Genomic DNA, 23796 nt, shown 5'->3' with positions numbered 1-23796 from the left:
TCAAAGAGTTTGTCGTTCCGATGTCGCTGGAAGTGGGACGCATTATAAGGGGATTCGAAAGGCCGTCAACCTTTAATTTCAAGAAATTGAAATATAGGAAGAGAAGACCGTGTCAGGGCCACCAGGTGCTTGCCGCAACGCATTCAGCGCCTGTGGCGGACACCTCTCAAAAGCAACCAATCTCAACCCAGCCCCCTTGCACCCCACCCAAGCAATTGCGCACTATATTGCACAACCCCGCATGCCTCCCAAGGATAGCCGCGCAGAAATGAACACCCAGCCCCGCAGCCTGGCCGCCACTCTCTTCCCGATCGGCCTGCTGCTGATCGCCATGGCCTCGATCCAGTCCGGCGCCTCATTGGCCAAAAGCATGTTCCCCCTCATCGGCGCTCAAGGTACCACCACCCTGCGTCTGATCTTCGCCAGCATCATCATGCTGCTGATCCTGCGACCATGGCGGGTGCGCATGACCGCCAACACCCTGCGCAACGTCGTCATCTACGGCATGTCGCTAGGCGGCATGAATTTCCTCTTCTATATGTCCCTGCAGACTACACCGCTGGGCATCGCCGTCGCCCTGGAGTTCACCGGCCCGCTGGCCGTGGCGCTGTTCGCCTCGCGCCGGGCGCTGGACTTCGCGTGGATTGCCCTGGCAGTTACCGGCCTGTTGTTGCTGCTACCCGTCGGGCACGGTGGCCAGCCGCTCGATCTGCTGGGTGCAGCCTATGCGCTGGGCGCGGGCGTGTGCTGGGCACTGTACATTCTGTTTGGCCAACGTGCCGGCGCCGAGCACGGCATCCAGAGCGCCGCCCTCGGCGTGGTGGTCGCAGCCTTGTTTGTCGCGCCTATCGGCATCGTGCATGCCGGCAGTGCACTGCTCACCCCTGCCCTGATCCCGATGGCACTGGGTGTGGCCGTGCTTTCAACCGCCCTGCCCTACAGCCTGGAAATGGTCGCTTTGACCCGCATGCCAGCCCGTACCTTCGGCACGCTGATGAGTATCGAACCGGCGATTGGCGCACTGTCGGGCCTGCTGTTCCTCGGCGAAGTACTGAGCACCACGCAGTGGCTGGCAATTCTTGCCATCATCGCAGCCTCGGTTGGCGCCACACTGTCCATGCGCCGAGAGGCGAATCCTGCACTGGCAGCAGACTGATCTGAGAAGTATTTTCATTGAGACAAGATTAGCCATTGTCCCCATTCGCCTTGCTGATTAAGCTGTCACAAAATCATAATCTTTTCGCTATCTACTTGTGCGGACACGGATGCCGAGGACGATTCAGGAAGAACCGATGCGATTACGTCAGGGTCAGACCGCTGGTCGGCCCTGCATTTAAGGACAGGAATGAAACGTATTTTGCTCATCCTGGCCATCTTGGCCATTGCCGGTTGCGCCGCAACGGCCAAGACTGAGGTCAAGAAGGGGAAAAAGGGCCTGCATATCAATTGCTCAGGCCTCTCCTCCTCATGGGACAAGTGTTACAGCAAGGCGGCCAGCTCCTGTAGCTCACGCGGTTACAAGGTGATCGCCCGCTCCGGAGACAGCGACGAAGAACCCGGGGATTACCTGTTCGGTATCAACCCCGCCGGCTACACCAGCCGCAGCATGATCGTCATCTGTAAATAAAGAAGGGCAGCCCACGGGCTGCCCTTCTTTCATCTACCGACTGCCAGCTCAATCACACCGGCACAGTACGCGCCTCCAGCCAAGTCAGTGCAGCCCCTTGCAGCAGCGGAGAAAGACGCTCGCGCACCGTTGCGTGATAGCGATTGAGCCATTCCCGCTCATCCCTGGTCAGCAGCTCCACAAGCAAGCAGCGGGTATCGATAGGGCACAGCGTCAGGGTCTCGAAGCACAAGAACTCACCGAATGCACTCTTGCCCGCGTCGCGGTTCGCCACCAGGTTCTCGATACGCACACCCCAGGCGCCAGGCCGGTAGGTACCTGGCTCGATCGAGCTGATCATGCCCACCTGCATTGCCGTCTGCGGCGTGGTTGCCGCCTGGTAGGCAATCACCTGGGGGCCTTCGTGCACGTTCATGAAGTAGCCAACGCCATGCCCGGTACCATGACCGTAGTCGACCTGGTCTGCCCAGATCGGCGCCCGTGCAATGGCATCGAGCAACGGTGACAGGATGCCGCGCGGGAAGCTGGCACGCGACAAGGCAATCATGCCCTTGAGCACGCGGGTGCAGTCCTGCTTCTGCTCCAGGGTCGGATTACCCACCGGGACCATCCGCGTGATGTCGGTAGTACCGCCCAGATACTGCCCTCCGGAATCGATCAACAGCAGGCCATCACCTTCGATGACCGCATGGGACTCTTCGGTAGCGCGGTAATGCGGCATCGCGCCATTGCCGTTGAACGCCGCAATGGTCGAAAAGCTCAGCGAGACGAAGCCCGGCCGACGGGCACGCGCAGCGCTCAACTGCTCATCGACCGTCAATTCGGTGATGGTCTCCTGGCCCTGATGCGCCTCAAACCAGGCGAAGAATTCGCACAAGGCGGCGCCATCCTGCTCCATGGCCTGGCGTATGTGCACCAGCTCCTCTTCACCTTTGCGTGATTTGCTCAGTGTGGTCGGATTCAGCCCTTCGACCAACCGAACCTGGGCATCCAGGTGCTTCAGCAAACCACAGGTCACGCGAGCCGGGTCGACCAGCACCCGGCTATGCGGAGCCAGTTCAGCCAATGCCTGCTGAACTTCCGTGTAATCGCGCACTTCGATGCCGTCGACCGCAAGTACATGGCGCAAGTGCTCATCGAGTTTGCCGGCACCGACAAACAGGATCGCCTGGTCCTTGCCGATCAGTGCAAAGGCTACGAAAACCGGGTTGTAGGACACATCACTGCCGCGCAGGTTGAACAGCCAGGCGATGTCGTCCAAGGTTGCGATGAAGTGCCAATCGGCCCCCTTTTCCTGCAGCGTCGCCCGCAGTTGGCCAAGCTTCTCGGCCCGGCTGACCGTGGCGTGGGGTGGCAGGTGCTGATAGATCGGGTTGCCTGGCAGCGCCGGGCGGCCCTCCCATACCTCGGCGAGCAAATCCCGATCAGTTACCAGGCGCGCCTCGCGGGCCCGGAGCCGCTCCTCGAGCTGGCGCGCCGAAGCCAGCGCCATGGCCGCGCCATCCACGGCCACAGCGCCGTGCAGCCGAACATTGTCACCCAGCCATTCCAGCGCTCCCGGCTTGCCTGGCAACAGCTTCATCAAGACGATACCGCTGCCGGCCAGCTCCTTCTCGGCTTGCTCCCAGTAACGGCTATCAACCCATACACCGGCAAAGTCCGCGGTAACCACCAGCGTGCCTACCGAACCATCAAAGCCCGACAGCCACCGACGCCCCTGCCAATAGCCCGGCAGGTACTCGGAAAGATGCGGATCGGCTGACGGCACCAGCAGGGCATCGATGCCCTCCCGGGCCATGACTGCGCGCACGCGCGCCAGGCGCTCCGGCACACTTTGCTCAATCGTGGTCTGAACGTTCATGCGCACTCCTGCGGACACATCGTGGTTATTCCAGGTTGAGAATAATGGAACAGCTGCCACGGTGCCGCAATCGTGGCGGCCGACTCACGGCACGCTATGCCCATCCCGCCCCCTGCAAAGAAGACGCTTCCTACAACCGGGCCGCGACCATCAGTCACTTCCAGCTGAACTTACCGCTGACAGGGGCTTCACAACCTGTACATTCATTGCGCAGAGGCAGACGCCCATGCCCAGTGTCCGCGATCAGAAGACTGCCGTGGTATTGCTCGACACCCGCGAGCACACCCCGGAACACGAACATGCCGTGCACCTGAAGCTGGCCGACCGACTGGCCCGGCTGCTGGGTTGCCATGCCGTACTGCCCGACGTGCCAGCCAAGGAAGACCCACACTACTATTACTTGCCTACCGAGACCCTGGTCGGCGCCGAGCGTTATGCCGCCATGGGCATTCGCAGCGAGCAAGACCTGTTCGGAGGCCTGGTCAGCCACCCTTACATGGCCACCAAAGCCATTTCCCACCCGCTGCCGGCCGAGGCCGAATTTCCACCGGGCTGGACCGATGCCTTCGCCCGCCAGGCGAGCGACGCCCTGCTCTGCGGCTACACCGTTTTCAGCAAAGCCGATGCCCGGCGTGCCGCCCAATTACTGCTGCTTGATGGCCCATTGCGCATCAAGCCGGTGCTGGCTTGCGCGGGCCGTGGCCAGCACGTCATCAACCATGCAGATCAACTGGAACCGCTGCTGGCCAACATTGATGAACGGGATCTGGCCCTGTGGGGCTTGGTGCTGGAAGAAGACCTGAGCAATGTCGAGACCTTCAGCGTTGGCCAGGTCCGCGTCGGGGGCCTGACCTGCAGCTATCACGGCACCCAGCAACTGACGCGGGACCACCAAGGCACCGAAGTCTACGGCGGCTCCGAGCTGGTCGTGGTGCGGGGTGACTACCAGGCCCTGCTGCAGCTGCCTCTGGAAGGTCATCTGCGCCTGGCGATCAACCAGGCCATGGTCTACGAACAAGCCGCCGAGCAGCACTTCCCAGGCTTCATCGCATCGCGCCGTAACTACGACATCGCCCGCGGCACCACCGCCGATGGCCATTTGCGCAGCGGCGTGCTGGAACAATCCTGGCGCTTGGGGGGAGCCAGCAGCGCAGAGCTGCTGGCATTGCAGGCATTCGCCGACGACCCGGCACTGCAGCAGGTATGCGCCTCCACCCATGAAGTATTCGGCACCCCTGACCTGCCCACTGACGCCACCCTCTTCTATCAAGGAAACGACAGTGAACTCGGACAACTCAGCAAATACGCGCGGATTCGCCAGCATGAGCATTCAGAGTGAAACCGTGGAACTGCAGGTCGAAGATGACAGCATCGTCGGCACCCTGGTCAGCCCCGGCAGCAAGATGCCCGGCATTCTCTTCGTCCACGGCTGGGGCGGCAGCCAGCAGCGCGACCTGGCGCGCGCCCGGCAGATCACCGGCCTGGGCTGTGTGTGCATGACGTTCGACCTGCGCGGCCACGAGAAAACCGAAAGCCAGCGCCTGACCGTAACCCGCGAGCAGAACCTCAAGGACCTGCTGGCAGCCTACGACCGGCTGGTCAGCCACCCGGCGGTGGACAGCAGCGCCATCGCCATCATCGGCAGCAGCTACGGTGGCTACCTGGCCACCTTGCTGACCTTGCAGCGGCCGGTGAAGTGGCTGGCCCTGCGCGTGCCAGCAATGTACTGGGATGACGAGTGGAACATGCCCAAGCAAGCCCTTGATCGCCAGCGCCTGAACGATTACCGGTTGCGCCTGCTCGGCCCTTCCGACAACCGCGCATTGGCTGCCTGCGCCGAGTTTGCGGGCGATGTGTTGCTGGTCGAATCGGAGCAGGATGACTATGTACCCCACGCCACACTGATGAGCTACCGCTCAGCATTCGTCAGCGCTCATTCGCTGACCCATCGCATTGTCGACGGTGCCGATCACGCGCTATCCAGCGAGCAAAGCCAGAAGGCCTACAGTTCGATCCTGGCCGCCTGGGTCAGCGAGATGGTGGTCGGCGCACGCCTGGACCGCTACCCGCACTACGCCCCTTGGTATGCCTGAGGGTCGCCGACCTGGCAATGCAGCCCACCATCAGCCCCGCGCACCAGGCTGCGCAGCGTCTGGTACGCGGCGAAGTTGACACCACGCGCCTGATGGCGGCTGAGCAGGTCGAAGAATGGCTCTTCGGCAAAACACTCCGCCGCCTCCACCCAGGCCAGGCGTGATTGCCATTGCAGGTACTGCAAGACCCGGCTGCCATCGTCACTGGCCTGAACGCTGACACTTTGCAAACCCTGGCAACGCGTAGCCAACTCCTCACTGCGCGTGACCAATGCCGCAGCCAGCGCTGCCTGGCGCGAAGCGGGCACTTCATATTCGATCATCTGGGTGAACCACAGGGAACGCGGGGCCGCCGTCATGGCATGTCTCCTTGCTGCAACCACTTGCTTGGGAATGGACAGCAGGGTAAAACCTCCAGTTAACTCAAGGTCAAGCGTTTTTCCCATGCCCAACAAAGTACCTGCTGCCACGGAAAAGCTGCTCAGCGTTGGCCAATTGGCTGCTCGCAGCGGCGTGGCGGTGACTGCGCTGCACTTCTATGAAACCAAGGGCCTGATCCAGAGCACCCGCAATGCGGGGAACCAGCGGCGCTACCCAAGGGCAATGCTGCGCCGGGTCGCGGTGATCAAGATGGCCCAGCGCCTGGGCATTGCGCTGGCCGAGATTGCCTCGGCCCTGGCCGCACTGCCCAACGACCACACTCCGACCGCCGAAGACTGGCGGCACCTCTCGGCGCGCTGGCGCGAGGACCTGAACCACAGGATCGACGAAATGGTCAGGCTGCGCGACCAGCTCGATGGCTGCATCGGCTGCGGTTGCATGTCACTCAAGGAATGCCCGCTGCGCAATCGCCAGGACCATCTGGCTGATGAGGGGCCGGGGCCGCATCTACCCTGAGCCGGGCAAGGCCAGGCGCTGCCGGTACTCGCTAGGTATCAGCCCAGTGATGCGTTGAAACACCTTGCGAAACGCCCCCGGGTCCTGATACCCCACGCCCCAGGCAATCTGCTCGACCGTGCGCCGGGTGAACTCCAGCATCCGGCAGGCGCGCCCCACCCTCACCTGCTGGCAGTACTCGGTGGGCTTCAGGCCGGTGGCTGCGCGGAAGCGCCTGAGGAAGGTGCGTGCCTCCAGCCCGGCACAGATTGCCATGCCGGCGAGGTCGACATCTTGCGCACCCGCTGCCTGCAACCAGTGCTGGACCCTCAGCACCGCCTCGTCGCCATGATCAAGGCGCGGACTGAACAGCGCCCCCGGCACAGGCCTGCTGACCGGCTCGACGGACATGTAGCGGGCAGTCTCCCAGGCCACCGATGCGCCAAGATAGCGCTCCAGCAGGCGCAACCCCAGTTCGGTCCAGGCCATCAGGCCAGCGGAAGTCACGATGTCACCATCATCCAGCAGCGGCTGGTTGGCCTGCACATGGACCTTGGGGTAACGCTCGGCAAGGGTTTGCGCGTAGTTCCAGTGAGTACTGGCCGCCCGGCCATCGAGCAGGCCACTGGCGGCGATGAAGAACACGCCGATGCACACCGATGCCAGCACCGTGCCCTGTCCATGCCACTGGCACAAGGGCTGGCGGTAGCGTTCGAGCAGACCTGCCGACGGGGTCGACTCCAGGCTCGGTGGAATGATCAGCACACGTAGCGGCTGGCATCCTGCGCCAAGGCTATCCTCAATGAGCTGCAATTGCCCTGCCTCGTCAACCTGCCAGTGGCTGACGCGGATCTGCGGCAACCCGGCGGCGCCCAGCTCGGTGGCCACGCGATTGGCCACGCTGAACAGGTCGCTCAGACCATGCAACGCCGCACGTTGCGCGCCCGGGTAGTGCAGCAGGCCGATCGCCAGGCTGCCGGGGCTGTCAGTTTTTGCCGTCATTGTGTCGATCGCGCCAATCCTCAAGTCGATGCCCACAGCCTATAACTATCGTCATCCAACGACTACTGCCACAGGAGGCAGCATGAGCAAGCAGGCCCTGATCATCATCGACATCCAGTACGACTACTTCCCGGGCGGCAAATGGACCCTTGACGGTGCCGACAAGGCAGCTGACAACGCCGCACGCCTGCTCGCTGCGGCACGCGACAAGGGCGACCTGGTGGTTCATGTGAAGCATGAGTTCGAGAGTGCCGATGCCCCCTTCTTCGCGCCGGGCTCCCCGGGCGCGGCCATCCATGAGAAGGTCGCGCCTGCGGCGGGCGAGCCGGTAGTGCTCAAGCATAAGGTCAACGCGTTTCTCGGTACTGACTTGAAGCAGACGCTGGACCAGCATCAGGTCAAGGCCGTGACCATCGTCGGCAGCATGAGCCACATGTGCATCGACGCCGCTTCTCGCGCCGCTGCCGACTTCGGCTTCGACGTCACCGTGGCACACGATGCCTGCGCCACCTTGCCGCTGGAGTTCGATGGCAAGCAGGTACCGGCCGCCCATGTGCACGACTCGGCCATGGCTGCATTGGCGTTCGCCTATGCCAAGGTGGTAAAGACCGACGAACTGCTCAAGGGCTGACCCTGAAAACTGTCAGATCACCACATTACGCACGAAGCGCACGGGCACTGCCCCATCATTGCGGTAGGCATAGCGGCAGTTGCTGGGGAACACATGGAACTGCCCGACCTGCAGGCAGTGCTCGGCGCCTTCGATAATCAGCGTCAACTGGCCTTCGGCCACGTAGATCTGCTCGCTCCAGCCCTCGGCATCGGCTTCGCTGGTGTAGCACTCGCCAGGCGCGAGGGTCCACTCCCAGATTTCCACTTCGCGCCGGGCACTGCTGCTGGCCAGCAGCACGGCCTTGCTCTGCGGGTGCTCGCCGGTCCAGGCAAGCTCGTCGATGCGGCTGGGGTCGCGCTGATCCGGGGCCTGGATCAGGGTGCTGAACGCGACCCCGAGCGCTTCGGCAATCAGGTCGAGGGTGGTCAGGCTGACATTCTTCTCGCCTGCCTCGATCGCCACCAGCATCCTCCGGCTGACCCCGGAGCGTTCGGCCAGTGCGCTCTGGCTCAACCCGACCGCGTTGCGCAAGCTGCGGACATTGAGGCTGACATGCTGCAGCACCGATGCACGGTGCGCGGAATCTTTGTGCACTATATTGCTCACTTGTACGGATTGCGCAGTATACTGCCCACTTTGCGGCAATTGTGCGCCGCCCCCTCCGAGTGCGCAAGACCATGAACCAACCGACCAGCAGCCCACAGACCGCGGTAACTTTTCGCCTGAGCAAGGCGGAAATGGTGCTGGTGTTCATCACCATGCTGTGGGGCGGTACCTTCCTGCTGGTACACAACGTCATGACCGTAAGCGGCCCGATGTTCTTCGTCGGCCTGCGCTTCGCCGCAGCGGCGCTGTTCGTCGGCATGGCTTCGGCGCGTGCATTGCCCGGCCTGACCTTCACCGAACTGAAAGCCGGCGTGCTGATCGGCGTGTCGATCATGCTGGGCTACGGCCTGCAGACCATGGGCCTGCAAACCATCAGCAGCAGCCAGTCGGCATTCATCACAGCGCTGTATGTCCCGTTCGTACCATTGCTGCAGTGGCTGGTGCTGGGCCGTCGCCCAGGGCTGATGCCGAGCATCGGCATTTGCCTGGCGTTCGTCGGCCTGATGCTGCTGGCCGGCCCCGAAGGCGGCGTATTGCATTTCAGCGAAGGTGAAGTGGTCACCCTGGTGAGTGCCGTGGCCATCGCCGCCGAGATCATCCTGATCAGCCGCTTCGCCGGCCAGGTCGATGTGCGCCGGGTCACCGTGGTGCAGTTGGCGACCGCTTCGCTGCTGGCGTTCCTGATGATCGTGCCGACCCAGGAGCGTCTCCCGGATTTTTCCTGGTTGCTGTTGCTCAGCGCGCTGGGGCTGGGCGCCATGAGCGCGGTGATCCAGGTGGCGATGAACTGGGCGCAGAAGTCGGTTTCCCCCACCCGCGCCACGCTGATCTACGCGGGCGAGCCGGTATGGGCCGGCGTCGTCGGGCGCATTGCCGGCGAGCGCCTGCCAGGCATCGCACTGATCGGCGCGTTGCTGATCGTCATCGCCGTGGTGGTCAGCGAGCTGAAGATCCGGCGCAACCGTGAAACCAGCGAAATGCTCGAAGCGCCAGCCCCCCGCAAAACCGAAGCCGGCCTGTAAAGTGCCCGGCAGCGTCTATGCTCTGTAAAAAACTGTTATAAAAAAACAGCTTGTCACAGCGCTTTTGTAGGATTCTGCGACAGCTTGCGTGTTGGTGATCAACGGCCCGGCACGTATGATCCTTGCAAACCTTTCCAGAATAGAACGCTATGTCATTGATAGTGCTACTGCTTCTGCCGTTCGTGGGCAGTTGCCTGGCAGCTGCGCTGCCGCACAACGCACGTAATGCCGAGTCCATCCTTGCCGGGCTCGTGGCCCTGGTCGGCACCGTTCAGGTAGCACTGCTGTACCCACAGATTGCCAATGGCGGCGTGATCCGCGAAGAACTGCTGTGGCTGCCCAGCCTGGGCCTGAACCTGGTCCTGCGCATGGATGGTTTCGCCTGGCTGTTCTCATTGCTGGTTCTGGGCATCGGCACCCTGGTATCACTGTATGCGCGCTATTACATGTCGCCGCAGGACCCGGTACCGCGCTTTTTCGCCTTCTTCCTGGCGTTCATGGGCGCCATGCTCGGGCTGGTGATCTCCGGCAACCTGATACAGCTGGTGTTCTTCTGGGAACTGACCAGCCTGTTCTCGTTCCTGCTGATCGGTTACTGGCATCACCGCGCCGACGCCCGCCGCGGCGCCTACATGGCCTTGATGGTCACGGGGGCCGGGGGCTTATGCCTGCTGGTCGGGGCCCTGCTGCTCGGCCATGTGGTCGGCAGCTACGACCTGGACAAGGTCCTGGCTGCCGGCGAAACCATCCGCCAGCACGCCCTGTACCCGGTGCTGCTGCCCCTTATCCTGATCGGCGCATTGAGCAAGAGTGCGCAATTCCCCTTCCAGTTCTGGCTGCCCCATGCCATGGCAGCACCCACTCCGGTTTCCGCCTACCTGCACTCGGCGACCATGGTCAAGGCCGGCGTGTTCCTGCTGGCGCGCCTCTGGCCGGTGCTATCGGGCAGTGAAGAGTGGTTCTGGATCGTTGGCGGCGCGGGTGCCATCACCCTGTTGCTGGGCGCCTTCGCCGCGATGTTCCAGAACGACCTCAAGGGCCTGCTGGCCTATTCGACCATCAGCCATCTGGGCCTGATCACCCTGCTGCTGGGCCTCAACAGCCCGCTGGCCGCAGTCGCCGCCGTGTTCCACATTCTCAACCACGCCACCTTCAAGGCCTCGCTGTTCATGGCCGCCGGCATCATCGACCATGAAAGCGGCACCCGTGACATCCGCCGCCTGAGCGGCCTGATTCGCCTGGTGCCCTACACCGCGACCCTGGCCATGGTGGCCAGCGCCTCGATGGCCGGCGTGCCGTTGATGAACGGTTTCCTGTCCAAGGAAATGTTCTTTGCCGAAACCGTGTTCATCAGCTCCACCGCCTGGGTCGAAGCGACCCTGCCGGTGATTGCCACCCTCGCCGGGACCTTCAGCGTCGCCTATGCCCTGCGCTTCACCGTCGACGTGTTCTTCGGGCCTAAGGCAGAGGACCTGCCGCACACGCCCCACGAACCACCCCGCTGGATGCGCGCACCAGTGGAATTGCTGGTACTCACCTGCCTGGTGGTGGGTATCTTCCCGGCCCAGTCGGTCGGCCCACTGCTGGCCGCCGCTGCACTGCCGGTGGTGGGCGGCACGCTGCCAGAATACAGCCTGGCCATCTGGCACGGCTGGAATGCCCCACTGATCATGAGCCTGGTGGCCATGAGCGGCGGTATCGTGCTTTACCTGCTGCTGCGCAACCAGCTGCGCCGTGGGCGCTTCCCGAATCCGCCGCTGATCGAGCGCTTCAACGGCAAGCGCCTGTTCGAACACGGTCAGGTCTGGCTGATGCTGCTGGCGCGGCGCATCGAGCGCATGCTGACCAGCCGCCGCCTGCAGTCGCAACTGTTCATGCTGGTGCTGGCAGCCTTCATCGCCGGCCTCACGCCGATGCTGTACAGCGGCCTTAGCTGGGGTGACCGGCCGAAGATTCCGGGTTCCGGGGTGTTCGTCGCGCTGTGGCTGATCGCTATCGCCTGCGCCATCGGTGCGGCCTACCAGGCCAAGTACCATCGCCTGGCCGCGCTGATCATGGTCGGCGTCTGCGGCCTGATGACCTGCATTACCTTTGTCTGGTTCTCCGCCCCTGACCTGGCCCTGACCCAACTGGTGGTCGAGGTGGTCACCACGGTGCTGATCCTGCTCGGCCTGCGCTGGCTGCCGCGGCGTATCGAAGGCGTGTCGCCGCTGCCCGGCAGCCTCGACCGGGCCCGCGCCCGGCGCCTGCGCGACCTGCTGCTGGCGGTGCTGGTCGGTGGTGGCATGGCCGTGCTGTCCTACTCCATGCTGACCCGGCCGACACCCAACGACATCTCGTCGTTCTACCTCAGCCGCGCCCTGCCGCAAGGCGGCGGCAGCAACGTGGTCAACGTGATGCTGGTGGACTTCCGCGGCTTCGATACCCTTGGCGAGATTACTGTGCTGGTGGCCGTGGCGCTGACCGTGTTCGCCCTGCTGCGGCGCTTCCGCCCGCCCAAAGAGAGCATGCAGTTACCGGCCCAGCAGCGTCAGCTGGCGCCAGACGTGGTCACCGACCTGATCAACCCGCGGCATGCCACCGACACCGCCCTGGGCTTCATGATGGTGCCGGCAGTGCTGGTGCGCCTGCTGCTGCCGATCGCCCTGCTGGTGTCGATGTACCTGTTCATGCGCGGCCATAACCAGCCGGGCGGCGGTTTTGTCGCCGGCCTGGTGATGTCGGTGGCGTTCATCCTTCAGTACATGGTTGCCGGCACCCAGTGGGTCGAGGCGCAGATGAGCCTGCGGCCGCTGCGCTGGATGGGCACCGGGCTGCTCTGCGCGACCTTGACCGGGGTTGGCGCCATGCTGTTCGGCTATCCATTCCTCACCACCCATACCGCTCACCTGCACCTGCCACTGCTCGGCGATGTGCACGTGGCCAGCGCGCTGTTCTTCGACATCGGCGTGTTCACCGTGGTGGTCGGCTCGACCCTGCTGATCCTCACCGCCCTGGCGCACCAGTCGGTGCGCGCCTACCGCCCGGGCAGCCCATCGAAATCCAGCCAAGCAGGAGCCGCCTGATGGAAGAAGTCATTGCAGTCGCCATCGGTGTACTGGCCGCCTCGGGGGTGTGGTTGATCCTGCGCCCACGGACCTACCAGGTGATCATGGGCCTGTGCCTGCTGTCGTATGGGGTCAACCTGTTCATCTTCAGCATGGGTAGCCTGTTCATCGGCAAGGAGCCGATCATCAAGGATGGCGTGACCCAGGACCTGCTGCACTACACCGACCCCCTGCCACAGGCGCTGGTACTCACGGCCATTGTCATCAGCTTTGCCATGACCGCACTGTTCCTGGTGGTGCTGCTGGCATCGCGCGGCCTGACCGGCACCGACCATGTGGATGGCCGGGAGCGTGATGAATGAGTGGCATGAGTCAACTGATCGTCGCCCCCATCCTGCTGCCGCTGCTGACTGCCGCAGTGATGCTGCTGCTTGGCGAGAAGCATCGCCGGATCAAGGCACGCCTGAACCTGCTGTCGACCTTCACCGGGCTGGCCATCGCAGTCAGCCTGCTGCTGTGGGTGCGTACCCAGGGGCAGGCGGAATCGATCGGCGTCTACCTGCCGGGCAACTGGCCCGCGCCCTTTGGTATCGTGCTGGTGGTGGATCATCTGTCAGCACTGCTGCTGACCCTGACGGGTGTCATCGGCATCAGCGCCCTGCTGTTCGCCCGCGCCCGTTGGGATGGCGCCGGCGCCAGCTTCCATGCGTTGTTCCAGATCCAGCTGATGGGCCTGTATGGCGCCTTCCTCACCGCAGACCTGTTCAACCTGTTCGTGTTCTTCGAGGTATTGCTGGCCGCCTCCTACGGCTTGCTGCTGCATGGCTCGGGCCGGGCGCGGGTGCGGGCCGGGCTGCATTACATTGCCATCAACCTGTTCGCCTCATCGTTGTTCCTGGTGGGTGCGGCGATGCTGTATGGCGTGACCGGCACCCTCAACATGGCCGACTTGGCCCTGAAGGTCCCGCTGGTGCCTGAAGCTGATCGTGGCCTGCTGCATGCCGGCGCGGCAATCCTGGCCATGGCCTTTCTGGCCAAGGCCGGCATCTGGCCGCTGAATTTCTGGCTGGTGCCCGCCTATGCCTCGGCCAGTGCGCCAGTCGCCGCGCTGTTCGCCATCATGACCAAGGTCGGTCTGTACGCCGTGCTGCGCCTGTGGACCCTGCTGTTCTCCGGGCAAGCAGGGGCATCGGCGTATTTCGGCGGGCAATGGCTGATCTACGGCGGCCTGGTGACCCTTGCCGTGGCAGCGGTGTCGATACTGGCCGCGCAACGCCTGGAGCGCATGGCCGCACTGAGCATCCTGGTTTCCGCCGGCACCCTGCTCGGCGCGGTCGGTTTCGCCCAACCCGCGCTCACTGGCGCAGCGCTGTTCTACCTGGTCAACTCGACCCTGGCGCTGTGCGCGCTGTTCCTGCTCGCCGAACTGGTCGAGCGCTCGCGCTCGGCCAACGAAGCACCGCTGGATGAAGAAGAAGACGCCATGCCTTCACCGCTCGAGTCGCTGCACCCACCCAAGGGCATCAACCTCGACGACGAGCAGAAGGTGGTCATCGGCCAGATCATTCCCTGGACCATGGCGTTTCTCGGCCTGAGCTTCATCGCCTGCGCCCTGCTGATCATCGGCATGCCACCGCTATCCGGGTTCGTCAGCAAACTCAACCTCATCAGCGCGCTGTTCAACCCACAGGGCCTGGGCATGCCAACCGAGCAACCACTGTCGGTGGCAGCTTGGGTGCTGGTGGCCCTGCTGATTCTGTCGGGCATGGCTTCGCTGATCGCCTTCGGCCGGGTCGGCATCCAGCGCTTCTGGAAACCCGAAGAGCGCCCGTCACCCGTGCTGCGCCGCTATGAGTGCCTGCCGATCGTGATCCTGCTCGGCCTGTGCATCATCCTCAGTTTCAGGGCAGAACCGCTGCTGCGCTACACCCAGGATACCGCCGCCAGCCTGCAGGCACCGGACACCTACATCGAAGCCGTGATGGCCGCCCGCCCCATCCCCGGCCCGACCACACTCGACGTACAGGTGCAGCCATGAGCCGACTGTTCCCCGCTCCGCTGCTGTCTGCTGCATTGTTCGTGCTGTGGTTGCTGTTGAACCTGTCGCTCAGCCCCGGCAACCTGTTACTGGGTGCAGCACTTGGCGTGCTGGCCCCGCTACTGATGGCACCGTTGCGCCCGCAACACGCGCATGTGCGCAAACCCTGGGTGGTGGCAAGGCTGATTGGCCGGGTCGGCATCGATGTCATCCATTCCAACCTGCTGGTCGCCATTGGCGTGCTGCGCGCCGGGCAACGCCCACCGCGCTCTGCCTTCGTGCATATCCCGCTGGACCTGCGCGACGCCCACGGCCTCGCGGCACTGTCGATGATCACCACGGTGGTGCCCGGCACCGTGTGGTCGGAGCTGGCCCTGGACCGCAGCGTACTGCTGCTGCATGTGTTCGACCTGGACGACGAAACGGCCTTCATCGAGCACTTCAAGCTCACCTACGAACGCCCGTTGATGGAGATCTTCGAATGACAGGCCTGCTCGCCAACGCAGTCCTCGCCAGCCTGTTCATCTTCGCCCTGGCCATGGGCCTGGCGTTGATCCGGCTGTTCCGCGGCCCCTCCGCCCAGGACCGGGTGCTGGCGCTGGACTACCTGTACATCCTGGGCATGCTGACGATGCTGGTGCTGGGGATCCGCTATGCCAGTGACACCTACTTCGAGGGTGCACTGCTGATTGCCCTGTTCGGCTTTGTCGGCTCGTTCGCCCTGGCCAAGTTCCTGTTGCGTGGTGAGGTGATCGAATGACCGAAACCCTTGAACTGCCGTTTTGGCTGGAGCTGGTCACTGCCGCCCTGCTGCTGATCGGCAGCCTCTTTGCGCTGATCGGCGCCATTGGCCTGCTGCGCCTGAAAGACTACTTTCAGCGCATGCACCCGCCAGCACTGGCGTCGACCATCGGCGCCTGGTGCGTGGCGCTGGCATCGATCATCTACTTTTCCTGGCTCAAGGGTAGCCCGGTGCTGCACGCCTGGCTGATTCCTATCCTGCTGTCGATCACCGTACCGGTCACTACCCTGCTGCTGGCCAGGGCAGCGCTGTTCCGCAAGCGCATGGCGCGAGAAGCCGTACCGGAAGAAGTGAGCAGCGGCCGCGATCACGGCCATTGAAACAGCTGAGCTCAGCCCTGGGCCAGGCGCTGCAACTCGCGCCGTACCATCGCGGCATAAGGTGGAGGGCTCAGCTGATACAACTGGGCTGCCACCCAGGTCAACCAGCCCGAGCCCATCGCCTCACGTTGCGCCAGCAGGCGCTGGGCCTCGGCCATGGCTTGCGCCTGGTGTTGCCGATGAAAATCGGCACGCGTCCCAGGCGCTTCGTCACTTTCGCTCATTCACTGGCCTTGAAGGTGGTCAGCTCGCCCTTGCGCCACTTGGCGACCTTGCCGGTCACCGCCTTGAGCAACTTGCCCAGGCCTTCCTGAACCTGTTGTTGCGCGGCAAACACCAGCATCACACCCTGGCCTTCGCGGAACACGATGCCCTCGCCTTCCGGCACCGAAACAAAGGCGTAGTCGCCCACACCGTAAACGTTCAGTTTGATTTCGCGAAAGCGCATTTCCAGTTTGCCGCCTTCGCGGCTAGGCAAAACGGCGGCGCGGAAGTGATCGCCGACCTTCAATTCCAGGCGCTGCTTGTCATCGACCACCAAGGCGCTCTCGGTGTCGATCTCGGCCATGTACAGGCCTTCGGGGTTCTGTTCGGTGACATAGATGAAACGGCCCTGAAATAGCTTGGCCAACTTGCCGCGCAAATCGCCCAGGGCAAACAAGGCGTGGGTATCCAGTGTACTGACTGCCAATGAAGTAATCCTCAAACCGGTGACATCCGCCCTCACTCGGAGTCGGTGAGGCGCGGCCATTTCAATTCAATAGGCGAAAAGAATAATAAAGTGATGCACGAATCGTCTGTGCCTGCTGGCGATGCAGCTCGCAGGAAACTTTACTCTGGCTTGCCAGACGTAGCCTCAAAACAGGCTTTCGGCATATTCCCTATCAGGGAAGCGTAATGTCTGACAACAAACCCGCCAGAAAAGATGCGATAGATAACGGCAGGCCCCTCGGCAGAACGGGCTCAGGCATCCATCAGCGCATTACCGGGGAATAAATATGCACGAAAACACTGAAATCCGTCGAGAGGTAAAGAACATTTCTTACCTCACATGCGTCAGTAACAGGCCACGTTACGTCGTCATACCCGCAGGGGTCGAGTTCTTCCATATTACCGAAAGCGCCACTGGCAGAGTCAAAGGCTTTCGTCGACTGCACCGCGATGCCTGCGCACTGGCCCGTAGCCTGGAAGCGTGAACACGCTCAGGCAGCGTGGCCATCCTGCATGAGCTGCAACCAGGCAGCCTGGCATTCCACGGCCTCACGACGGGTGGCGAACGCTGTACCACGGCGCTCGCCATTGACCAGGACTACCCAACATACCCGCTTGCCCAGTGCCTGCAAGCCTGCTGGCACACCTGAACCGATCATCACGGCGACATCGACTCGGCTGTTCATCTCGACCTCCGGCACTTAGATAGCACCCTAACGATAAGGCCATGATACGCCCAGCGACTGCCGTGTAACAGCGCATACCGGTACAGCAGTGTTGCATCCTGAGCAACAAACAGTGCAAGCCCTTCACGCACGAAACGCAAAAAGCCCCAGGGATTGCTCCGTGGGGCTTTGCACACTGCGCGGGTCAGACCTGGCGCTGGTGCCGATCGAGCTGCTCGTGGCGCTCCTGGGCTTCGATGCAGTACTTGGTGGTCGGGCTGATCAGCAGACGCTTCAGGCCGATCGGCTCACCACTGTCATCGCACCAGCCGAAGCTCTCGTCGGAGATACGGTCCAGGGCCATTTCCAGTTGCGGCAGCAAGCGCTGGTCGCGGTCGATGGCATTCACCAGCCAGCTGCGCTCTTCCTCGACCGAAGCCACGTCGGCAGGGTCGGACGGAGTGTCCAGGCCTTCGATGGTGGCGCGGCTCAGCTCGATGCGTTCATGGGTTTCGACTTTCATCGCCTGTAGCAGGCCAGCAAAGAAAGCCAGCTGGTCAGCGTTCATGTAGTCATCGGCCGACATGGCCAGCAACTGTTCCTTGGTCATCGATTTCTCTATGAAAAAATGTGCATTTGGGCGATTCAGGTGCCGCCGACGCCTTGACATCGGCAGCGGAATTCTTCAAGCGCCAACCGGCACTCTTTTACAGGGGGCGGCAGTCTAAGGCGCCACGTCGCGTGGAGCAACTGCAATTGGGTGCGAATTTGCTTCTATTGTGCAGAATCCGCTGGTCGGTGCGTGCCACAACATTTGCAGCGCCTGTTAGATCAAGCGCCGCCTGCGATGCGCCGCGCGGGCGGCGCTCGATCTAACAGGACGACGAACCTCTCAAGGCATGCACAAAGACTCAACGATCCTTGAACTGCGCCTCGCGCTTGGCGATGAAGGCCGCCATGCCCTCTTTCTGGTCTTCGGTGGCAAACGCGGCATGGAAAACCCGACGCTCGAAGCGCACGCCTTCACTGAGCGTGACCTCAAAGGCACGGTTGACGCTTTCCTTGACCATCATGCTGACCGGGATCGACTTGCTGGCGATGGTCGCCGCCACCTTCAGCGCCTCCTCCACCAGTTCGGCCTGCGGCACGATGCGCGCCACCAGGCCAGCGCGTTCAGCTTCCTCCGCGCCCATCAGGCGCCCGGTCAGGCACAGCTCCATAGCCTTGGCCTTGCCCACCGCGCGGGTCAGGCGCTGGGTGCCGCCCATCCCCGGCAGCACGCCGAGATTGATCTCCGGCTGGCCAAACTTGGCGTTGTCGGCTGCCAGGATGAAGTCGCACATCATCGCCAGCTCACAGCCGCCACCCAAGGCAAAGCCGGACACTGCAGCAATGATCGGCTTGCGACGGTTGGCGATGCGGTCCGAATCGCTGAACAGGTCCTCGACGTAGATCTGTGGATATTGCAGCTCGGCCATTTCCTTGATGTCGGCGCCAGCGGCAAAAGCCTTGGCGGAGCCTGTCAGCACCACGCAGCCGATGTTCGGGTCACGCTCGAGCTGGTCCAGGGCCTGGTTGATCTCGCTGACGATCTGCGCGTTCAGTGCGTTCAACGCCTGCGGGCGGTTAAGGGTGATCAGGCCAACCTTGCCGTGGATATCCAACAGGATGGTTTCGAATGCCATGCAGTCTGCTCCTTCAAAGATTACGCGCAATGACCATGCGCTGAATGTCGCTGGTGCCTTCGTAGATCTGGCAAACCCGAACGTCGCGGTAGATCCGCTCCAGCGGGAAGTCGCTCAGATAGCCATATCCGCCCAGGGTCTGCAAGGCATCCGAACAGACCTTTTCGGCCATTTCCGAGGCAAAAAGCTTGGCCATCGACGCTTCCACCAGCGCCGGCCGCCCGGCATCTCGCAGTGCGGCGGCATGCAGCACCATCTGCCGGGCCACGGCAATCTTGGTCGCCATGTCGGCCAGGCGGAAGGCCACGGCCTGGTGTTCGATCAGCGGTTTGCCGAAGCTCTGGCGCTCGTTGGCGTAGTCGCGTGCCACTTCGAAGGCCGCACGGGCCATGCCCACCGCCTGCGAAGCGATACCGATACGACCACCTTCGAGGTTGGCCAGGGCGATCTTGTAGCCCTCGCCTTCCGCGCCCAGGCGGTTGGCCACCGGCACACGCACATTGTCGAAGACGATCTGGCAGGTGTCGGAGGCATGCTGGCCAAGCTTGTCTTCGACCCTCGCCACCTGGTAACCCGGTGAATCGGTAGGGACGATGAAGGCGCTGATGCCACGCTTGCCGGCATCCGGGTCGGTCACGGCGAAGACGATCACCACACCGGCATTCTGCCCCGAAGTGATGAACTGCTTGCTGCCCGTGAGCACATAGTGCTCCCCCTCAAGCCGTGCGCGGGCCTTCAGGCTGCTGGCGTCGGAACCGGCCTGCGGCTCGGTGAGGGCGAACGCCCCGAGCATCGAGCCCATGGCCAGTGGCGTGAGGAACTGCTCCTTCTGCTGCTCGTTGCCGAAGCGCAGGATCGGCACACAGCCCACCGAGTTGTGCACGCTCATGATGGTCGAACAGGCGCCATCACCCGCAGCGATCTCTTCCAGCGCCATGGCATAAGCCACGTAACCGGTGTCACTGCCGCCCCACTGCTCCGGCACCAGCATGCCGAACAGGCCGAGCTCGGCCATTTCCGCGATGGCCTCTTTCGGGAAGCGGTGTTCCTTGTCCCATTGCTCGGCGAATGGCTTCAGGCGCTCCTGGGCAAAGGCACGTACCGCATCAGCGATCTGTTGTTGCTCGTCAGTTACCAGCATGGTTCACCTCAGTACAGGCATTCGACGGCCATGGCCGTGGCCTCGCCGCCGCCGATGCAGATGGCTGCCACGCCGCGACGCAGGTTGTTCTGGCGCAGGGCCGACAGCAGGGTCACCAGGATGCGCGCGCCCGAGGCTCCGATCGGGTGGCCCAGGGCGCAGGCGCCGCCGTGGATGTTGACCTTGTCATGCGGCAGGTCGAGATGCTTCATGGCCGCCAGCGTCACTACGGCAAACGCTTCGTTGATCTCGAACAAGTCGACTTCGCCCAGGCTCCAGCCGGTACGCTTCATCAGCTTGTCGATGGCACCGATCGGCGCGGTCGGGAACAGTGCCGGGGTGTCGGCGAAGGCGGCGTGGCCTCGGATCACCGCCAGCGGCTTGAGGCCACGCTTGTCAGCTTCGGAGCGACGCATCAGCACCAGTGCTGCAGCACCGTCGGAGATGGAGCTGGAGTTGGCGGCCGTCACCGTGCCACCTTCGCGGAAGGCCGGCTTGAGCTGCGGGATCTTGTCCAGGCGCGCCTTGGGCGGTTGTTCGTCATCCTTGATGACACGTTTCTCCTTGCCCTCGGTGACCTCCACCGGCACGATCTCGGCGGCAAAGCGGCCGCCCTTGATAGCATCCTGGGCGCGGGTCAGCGAGGCGATGGCGAATTGGTCCTGGGCTTCACGGCTGAAGGCATTGGCCTGAGCGCAATCTTCGGCGAAGGTCCCCATCAGACGCCCCTTGTCGTAGGCGTCTTCCAGGCCATCCATGAACATGTGGTCGATGATCTTGCCGTGGCCCATGCGATAGCCGCCGCGGGCCTTGTCCAGCAGGTAGGGTGCGTTGGTCATGCTTTCCATGCCACCGGCCACCACCACATCGGCCGTGCCGGCCAGCAGCAGGTCATGGGCCATGATCGCCGCCTGCATGCCCGAGCCGCACATCTTGTTCAGGGTGGTGCAGGTGGTGTGCTTGTCCAGCCCGGCACCTAGCGCCGCCTGGCGCGCCGGTGCCTGGCCGAGGCCGGCGGGCAGCACGCAGCCGAACAGCACTTGCTCGACGCTGGTGGCATCGATGCCTGCACGCGCCACTGCACCACGGATGGCGGCGCTGCCCAGCTGCGGCGCGCTCAGGCTCTTGAGGTCACCCTGCAGGCCGCCCATGGGCGTGCGCACGGCGCTGACGATAACAATTGGGTCATTGGCGAGGGTCATGATCGGTCTCCTTACTTGGCAGCCATGCGCAGTGCGCCGTCGAGGCGGATCACCTCGCCGTTGAGCATGCTGTTCTCGATGATGTGGCGGGCCAGCGCAGCGTATTCCTGCGGACGGCCCAGGCGCGGCGGAAACGGTACGCCAGCCGACAGCGAGGCACGCACTTCATCGGTCATGCCGGCCATCATCGGCGTTTCGAAGATGCCCGGGGCGATGGTCATCACACGGATACCGAACCGCGCCAATTCGCGCGCGGCTGGCAAGGTCAGGCTGGCAATGGCGCCCTTGGAGGCCGCGTAGGCGGCTTGGCCGATCTGGCCGTCGTAGGCGGCGATGGAGGCGGTATTGATGATCACTCCACGCTCACCGCCCTCATCGGCCTGCCCTTCGGCCATGGCTGCGGCGGCCAGGCGCAGCAAATTGAAGCTGCCGATCAGGTTGACGTTGATCACCTTGGCGAAACTGGCCAGGCCGTGCGGGCCTTGCTTGCCCAACACCTTCTCGGCACCGACGATGCCGGCGCAGTTGACCAACCCATGCAGGCTGCCAAAGGCGCTGACAGCCGCTTCGACTGCCGCCTGGGCTGCCAGCTCGTCGCTGATGTCGGCCACCGCGAAGTGGGCGTTATCGCCCAGTTCACGCGCCTTGGCCTCGACGGCCTGGGCATTGAGGTCGACCAGCATGACCTTGGCACCGGCCTCTACCAGCATCTGTGCGGTGGCAGCGCCAAGCCCGGAGGCCGCGCCGCTGACGATGAAGTGTTTGTTGGCTATCTGCATGATCCGGTTCCTTTTCAGGCGCTGGCAGGGGTGGCCTGTTGCGCGTGTTGTTTGGCGACTTCCTGATTGCGCAGGATGAAGCGTTGCAGCTTGCCGCTCGGGGTTTTGGGCAGTTCGCTGACGAATTCGATTTCTCGGGGGTAGGCATGCGCGTAAAGGCGCTGGCGCACGTGCTGACGCAGGGTTTCCTCCAGCTCGGCGCTGCCCTGGTAACCGTTGGCCAATACGACGAAGGCCTTGATCAGTTCGGTGCGTTCGGGGTCCGGTTTGCCGATCACCGCCGCTTCGATCACCGCAGGGTGCTCGATCAGCGCGCTTTCCACGTCGAATGGACCCACGCGGTAACCGGAGGTGGTGATCACATCATCGCTGCGACCAACGAAACTGATACTGCCGTCCTGGTTCAGTTCGACAGTGTCGCCACTCAGGTAGTACTTGCCGACAAAGGCCTTGGTCGGTAAGCCGTGGTAGCCAGCAAACCAGCACAGTGGCGACTGCTCACGATCGACCGCGAGGATACCCGGCTGGCCCGCTGGCAACTCATTGCCCTGCTCGCCCAGCACCACGATGCGGTGGCCAGGGATGGCAAAGCCAGCCGACCCCAGGTGCACGGGGTGCTGCAGGCCGTGGTGGTTGCACAGCACCATGCCCAGTTCGGTCTGGCCGTAATGATCATGGATGGTCACCCCCAGTTCGTCGGCGAACCAGCGGATCACTTCGGGGTTCAGGGGCTCGCCGGCACTGCTGACGACCCGCAGACGGCCTTTGATCGGTGCCGAGAAGTCTTTGCCAGCGGCGATCAGCAAACGGTACGCCGTGGGTGAACCCGCCAGGTTGGTGATGCCCAACTTGCCAATCACCCGCGCACAGCTGTCGACGCTGAACGGGCCATCGTAGAAGGTGGTGGCATGGCCCAGCGCCAGCGGCCCGGTAACTGCGTAGTACAGGCCATAGGCCCAGCCCGGGTCGGCCAGGTTCCAGAAGTTGTCCTCGGGGCGCAGGTCGATGGCATCGCGCATGTAGCCCTGGAAGGCGACAATGGCGCGCAACGGCACCTCCAGCGGCTTGGCCGGGCCTGTCGTACCCGAGGTGAACATCAGCAGGAACGGGTCGTCCCCGCTGCGCATCACCGGCTCACACCCGTCGGCCGCCGCGTCCAGGCACTGCTGGAAATCCAGTTCGCCCTCGCGTGCCTTGACCGTGATGATCGTCGGGCAACCGTTGACATCGTCAAGCTTGGCGCGGTTCTGCGCGTCGGTGATCACTACACGGGCGTGGGACTGTTCCAGCCGATGCTCGATGGCCCGGGGGCCAAAGGCGGTGAACAGCGGCTGGTACACCGCCCCCAGGCGCCAGGTGGCAAGAATCGTCACCAGCAATTCGGCAGTGCGTGGCATCAGGCCGGCCACCCGGTCACCTGGCTGCACACCCTGCGCCTTGAGTACATTAGCGAAGCGGGCGGCCTGAGTCTTGAGCTGGTCGAAACTGTAGTGGGCAGTGTTGCCATCACGGTCTTCGCAGATCAGCGCCAGCTTGCCAGCACCGGCATGACGGTCACAGCATTCGACACAGGCATTGAGGGCAGTGAGCTCGCCATGCAGCGCCGCAGCGGCGGCCTGGGCATGGTCGAACGCACGAGCGGCCTCGGCGTATTCGCGCATCGTCGGACTCCTGGTTTCTTGTTTTTGGAGTTGAACCATCGGTCC

At 63.3% G+C, this 23796-nt stretch carries 27 protein-coding genes; 14 read left to right on the top strand and 13 right to left on the bottom strand.

From position 1 onward, the window contains the following. Positions 1-268: 268 nt before the first annotated feature. Positions 269-1156 carry a threonine/homoserine exporter RhtA gene (rhtA, locus tag F6X59_RS24425; protein ID WP_152958691.1) on the top strand — a complete coding sequence of 296 codons (888 nt, stop codon included), beginning with the start codon at positions 269-271 and terminating at the stop codon, positions 1154-1156. A gap of 189 nt (positions 1157-1345) precedes the next feature. Next, the gene (locus tag F6X59_RS24420; protein WP_152958690.1) at positions 1346-1627 is read left to right on the top strand and encodes a hypothetical protein; all 282 of its coding nucleotides are present in this window, start codon (positions 1346-1348) and stop codon (positions 1625-1627) included. Positions 1628-1679: 52 nt separating this feature from the next. Here F6X59_RS24420 and F6X59_RS24415 read toward each other — a convergent pair whose 3' ends face one another. Further along, positions 1680-3488, bottom strand: a complete 1809-nt coding sequence (locus tag F6X59_RS24415; protein ID WP_152958688.1) for an aminopeptidase P family protein — start codon at positions 3486-3488, stop codon at positions 1680-1682. Positions 3489-3714: 226 nt separating this feature from the next. On the opposite strand from F6X59_RS24415, the gene F6X59_RS24410 reads away from it, so the two are divergent. Further along, on the top strand, positions 3715-4827 hold the full coding sequence (locus F6X59_RS24410) for a DUF3182 family protein (RefSeq protein ID WP_152958687.1): 1113 nt from the start codon (positions 3715-3717) through the stop codon (positions 4825-4827). Then, a complete protein-coding gene (locus F6X59_RS24405; protein ID WP_152958686.1) occupies positions 4811-5581 on the top strand; it encodes a S9 family peptidase in 771 nt (256 codons plus the stop codon). The genes F6X59_RS24410 and F6X59_RS24405 overlap by 17 nt, the downstream gene beginning before the upstream one ends. On the opposite strand, the gene F6X59_RS24400 is transcribed toward F6X59_RS24405, so the two are convergent. Beyond that, positions 5560-5940, bottom strand: coding sequence for an antibiotic biosynthesis monooxygenase (locus F6X59_RS24400; RefSeq protein WP_152958685.1), 381 nt, complete (start codon positions 5938-5940; stop codon positions 5560-5562). The genes F6X59_RS24405 and F6X59_RS24400 overlap by 22 nt on opposite strands. 85 nt (positions 5941-6025) lie before the next feature. On the opposite strand from F6X59_RS24400, the gene soxR reads away from it, so the two are divergent. Next, positions 6026-6478, top strand: coding sequence for a redox-sensitive transcriptional activator SoxR (gene soxR, locus F6X59_RS24395; RefSeq protein WP_152958683.1), 453 nt, complete (start codon positions 6026-6028; stop codon positions 6476-6478). Here the strand turns inward: soxR and F6X59_RS24390 are convergent. After that, complete coding sequence (locus F6X59_RS24390) at positions 6470-7459, bottom strand: GlxA family transcriptional regulator (RefSeq protein ID WP_152958680.1); 990 nt, start codon at positions 7457-7459, stop codon at positions 6470-6472. The two genes, soxR and F6X59_RS24390, sit on opposite strands and share 9 nt — an antisense overlap. 82 nt (positions 7460-7541) lie before the next feature. Between F6X59_RS24390 and F6X59_RS24385 the strand changes: the two genes are divergently transcribed. Next, positions 7542-8090 (top strand): cysteine hydrolase family protein, encoded by a 549-nt coding sequence (locus F6X59_RS24385; protein WP_152958677.1) that lies wholly within the window; start codon positions 7542-7544, stop codon positions 8088-8090. A 12-nt stretch (positions 8091-8102) separates the two neighbouring features. Here the strand turns inward: F6X59_RS24385 and F6X59_RS24380 are convergent, their stop codons facing one another. Continuing rightward, positions 8103-8666, bottom strand: coding sequence for a helix-turn-helix domain-containing protein (locus F6X59_RS24380; RefSeq protein WP_372240512.1), 564 nt, complete (start codon positions 8664-8666; stop codon positions 8103-8105). A gap of 83 nt (positions 8667-8749) precedes the next feature. Here F6X59_RS24380 and F6X59_RS24375 point away from each other — a divergent pair, with 83 nt between their 5' ends. The 7 genes from F6X59_RS24375 (at position 8750) to F6X59_RS24345 (ending at position 15907) form a co-directional block, all read left to right on the top strand. Next, a complete protein-coding gene (locus F6X59_RS24375; protein ID WP_152958671.1) occupies positions 8750-9700 on the top strand; it encodes a DMT family transporter in 951 nt (316 codons plus the stop codon). 149 nt (positions 9701-9849) lie between these two features. Continuing rightward, positions 9850-12765 carry a monovalent cation/H+ antiporter subunit A gene (locus tag F6X59_RS24370; RefSeq protein WP_152958669.1) on the top strand — a complete coding sequence of 972 codons (2916 nt, stop codon included), beginning with the start codon at positions 9850-9852 and terminating at the stop codon, positions 12763-12765. Further along, positions 12765-13109: a Na+/H+ antiporter subunit C gene (locus F6X59_RS24365; protein ID WP_003250128.1), complete on the top strand. Its 345-nt coding sequence runs from the start codon at positions 12765-12767 to the stop codon at positions 13107-13109. The genes F6X59_RS24370 and F6X59_RS24365 overlap by 1 nt, the downstream gene beginning before the upstream one ends. Next, positions 13106-14785: a monovalent cation/H+ antiporter subunit D gene (locus F6X59_RS24360; RefSeq protein ID WP_152958667.1), complete on the top strand. Its 1680-nt coding sequence runs from the start codon at positions 13106-13108 to the stop codon at positions 14783-14785. Before F6X59_RS24365 ends, F6X59_RS24360 begins: the two co-directional genes overlap by 4 nt. Continuing rightward, a complete protein-coding gene (locus F6X59_RS24355; RefSeq protein ID WP_152958665.1) occupies positions 14782-15270 on the top strand; it encodes a Na+/H+ antiporter subunit E in 489 nt (162 codons plus the stop codon). The genes F6X59_RS24360 and F6X59_RS24355 overlap by 4 nt, the downstream gene beginning before the upstream one ends. Then, entirely contained in the window at positions 15267-15545 is a 279-nt protein-coding gene (locus tag F6X59_RS24350; protein ID WP_103446664.1) for a K+/H+ antiporter subunit F, read from the top strand. The genes F6X59_RS24355 and F6X59_RS24350 overlap by 4 nt, the downstream gene beginning before the upstream one ends. Next, positions 15542-15907 (top strand): Na+/H+ antiporter subunit G, encoded by a 366-nt coding sequence (locus tag F6X59_RS24345; protein ID WP_152958663.1) that lies wholly within the window; start codon positions 15542-15544, stop codon positions 15905-15907. Before F6X59_RS24350 ends, F6X59_RS24345 begins: the two co-directional genes overlap by 4 nt. Before the next feature lie 11 nt (positions 15908-15918). On the opposite strand, the gene F6X59_RS24340 is transcribed toward F6X59_RS24345, so the two are convergent. Both F6X59_RS24340 and F6X59_RS24335 read right to left on the bottom strand, forming a co-directional pair. Further along, positions 15919-16131, bottom strand: coding sequence for a hypothetical protein (locus tag F6X59_RS24340; protein WP_152958662.1), 213 nt, complete (start codon positions 16129-16131; stop codon positions 15919-15921). Next, positions 16128-16598 (bottom strand): hypothetical protein, encoded by a 471-nt coding sequence (locus F6X59_RS24335; RefSeq protein ID WP_085673022.1) that lies wholly within the window; start codon positions 16596-16598, stop codon positions 16128-16130. The genes F6X59_RS24340 and F6X59_RS24335 overlap by 4 nt, the downstream gene beginning before the upstream one ends. Positions 16599-16905: 307 nt before the next feature. On the opposite strand from F6X59_RS24335, the gene F6X59_RS29040 reads away from it, so the two are divergent. Continuing rightward, entirely contained in the window at positions 16906-17103 is a 198-nt protein-coding gene (locus F6X59_RS29040) for a hypothetical protein (RefSeq protein WP_372240511.1), read from the top strand. A gap of 6 nt (positions 17104-17109) precedes the next feature. Here F6X59_RS29040 and F6X59_RS24330 read toward each other — a convergent pair whose 3' ends face one another. The 7 genes from F6X59_RS24330 to F6X59_RS24300 form a co-directional block, all read right to left on the bottom strand. Beyond that, positions 17110-17304 carry a hypothetical protein gene (locus tag F6X59_RS24330; RefSeq protein ID WP_152958660.1) on the bottom strand — a complete coding sequence of 65 codons (195 nt, stop codon included), beginning with the start codon at positions 17302-17304 and terminating at the stop codon, positions 17110-17112. Positions 17305-17488: 184 nt separating this feature from the next. Further along, the gene (locus F6X59_RS24325) at positions 17489-17893 is read right to left on the bottom strand and encodes a TraR/DksA C4-type zinc finger protein (RefSeq protein WP_027919101.1); all 405 of its coding nucleotides are present in this window, start codon (positions 17891-17893) and stop codon (positions 17489-17491) included. A 301-nt stretch (positions 17894-18194) separates the two neighbouring features. After that, the gene (locus F6X59_RS24320; RefSeq protein WP_152958658.1) at positions 18195-18968 is read right to left on the bottom strand and encodes an enoyl-CoA hydratase; all 774 of its coding nucleotides are present in this window, start codon (positions 18966-18968) and stop codon (positions 18195-18197) included. A 13-nt stretch (positions 18969-18981) separates the two neighbouring features. Beyond that, entirely contained in the window at positions 18982-20109 is a 1128-nt protein-coding gene (locus F6X59_RS24315) for an acyl-CoA dehydrogenase (protein WP_152958656.1), read from the bottom strand. An 8-nt stretch (positions 20110-20117) separates the two neighbouring features. Beyond that, positions 20118-21311, bottom strand: a complete 1194-nt coding sequence (locus F6X59_RS24310; RefSeq protein ID WP_152958654.1) for an acetyl-CoA C-acyltransferase — start codon at positions 21309-21311, stop codon at positions 20118-20120. An 11-nt stretch (positions 21312-21322) separates the two neighbouring features. Beyond that, a complete protein-coding gene (locus F6X59_RS24305; RefSeq protein ID WP_152958646.1) occupies positions 21323-22090 on the bottom strand; it encodes an SDR family NAD(P)-dependent oxidoreductase in 768 nt (255 codons plus the stop codon). A 14-nt stretch (positions 22091-22104) separates the two neighbouring features. Beyond that, on the bottom strand, positions 22105-23751 hold the full coding sequence (locus tag F6X59_RS24300; RefSeq protein ID WP_152958643.1) for an acyl-CoA synthetase: 1647 nt from the start codon (positions 23749-23751) through the stop codon (positions 22105-22107). Between the last annotated feature and the right edge of the window lie 45 nt (positions 23752-23796).

Source organism: Pseudomonas sp. MN1F (genome assembly GCF_009391885.1).
Lineage (GTDB): Bacteria > Pseudomonadota > Gammaproteobacteria > Pseudomonadales > Pseudomonadaceae > Aquipseudomonas.
Note: the sequence above shows the minus strand (reverse complement) of the source record. Positions and strands in the feature narration are given on the sequence as shown.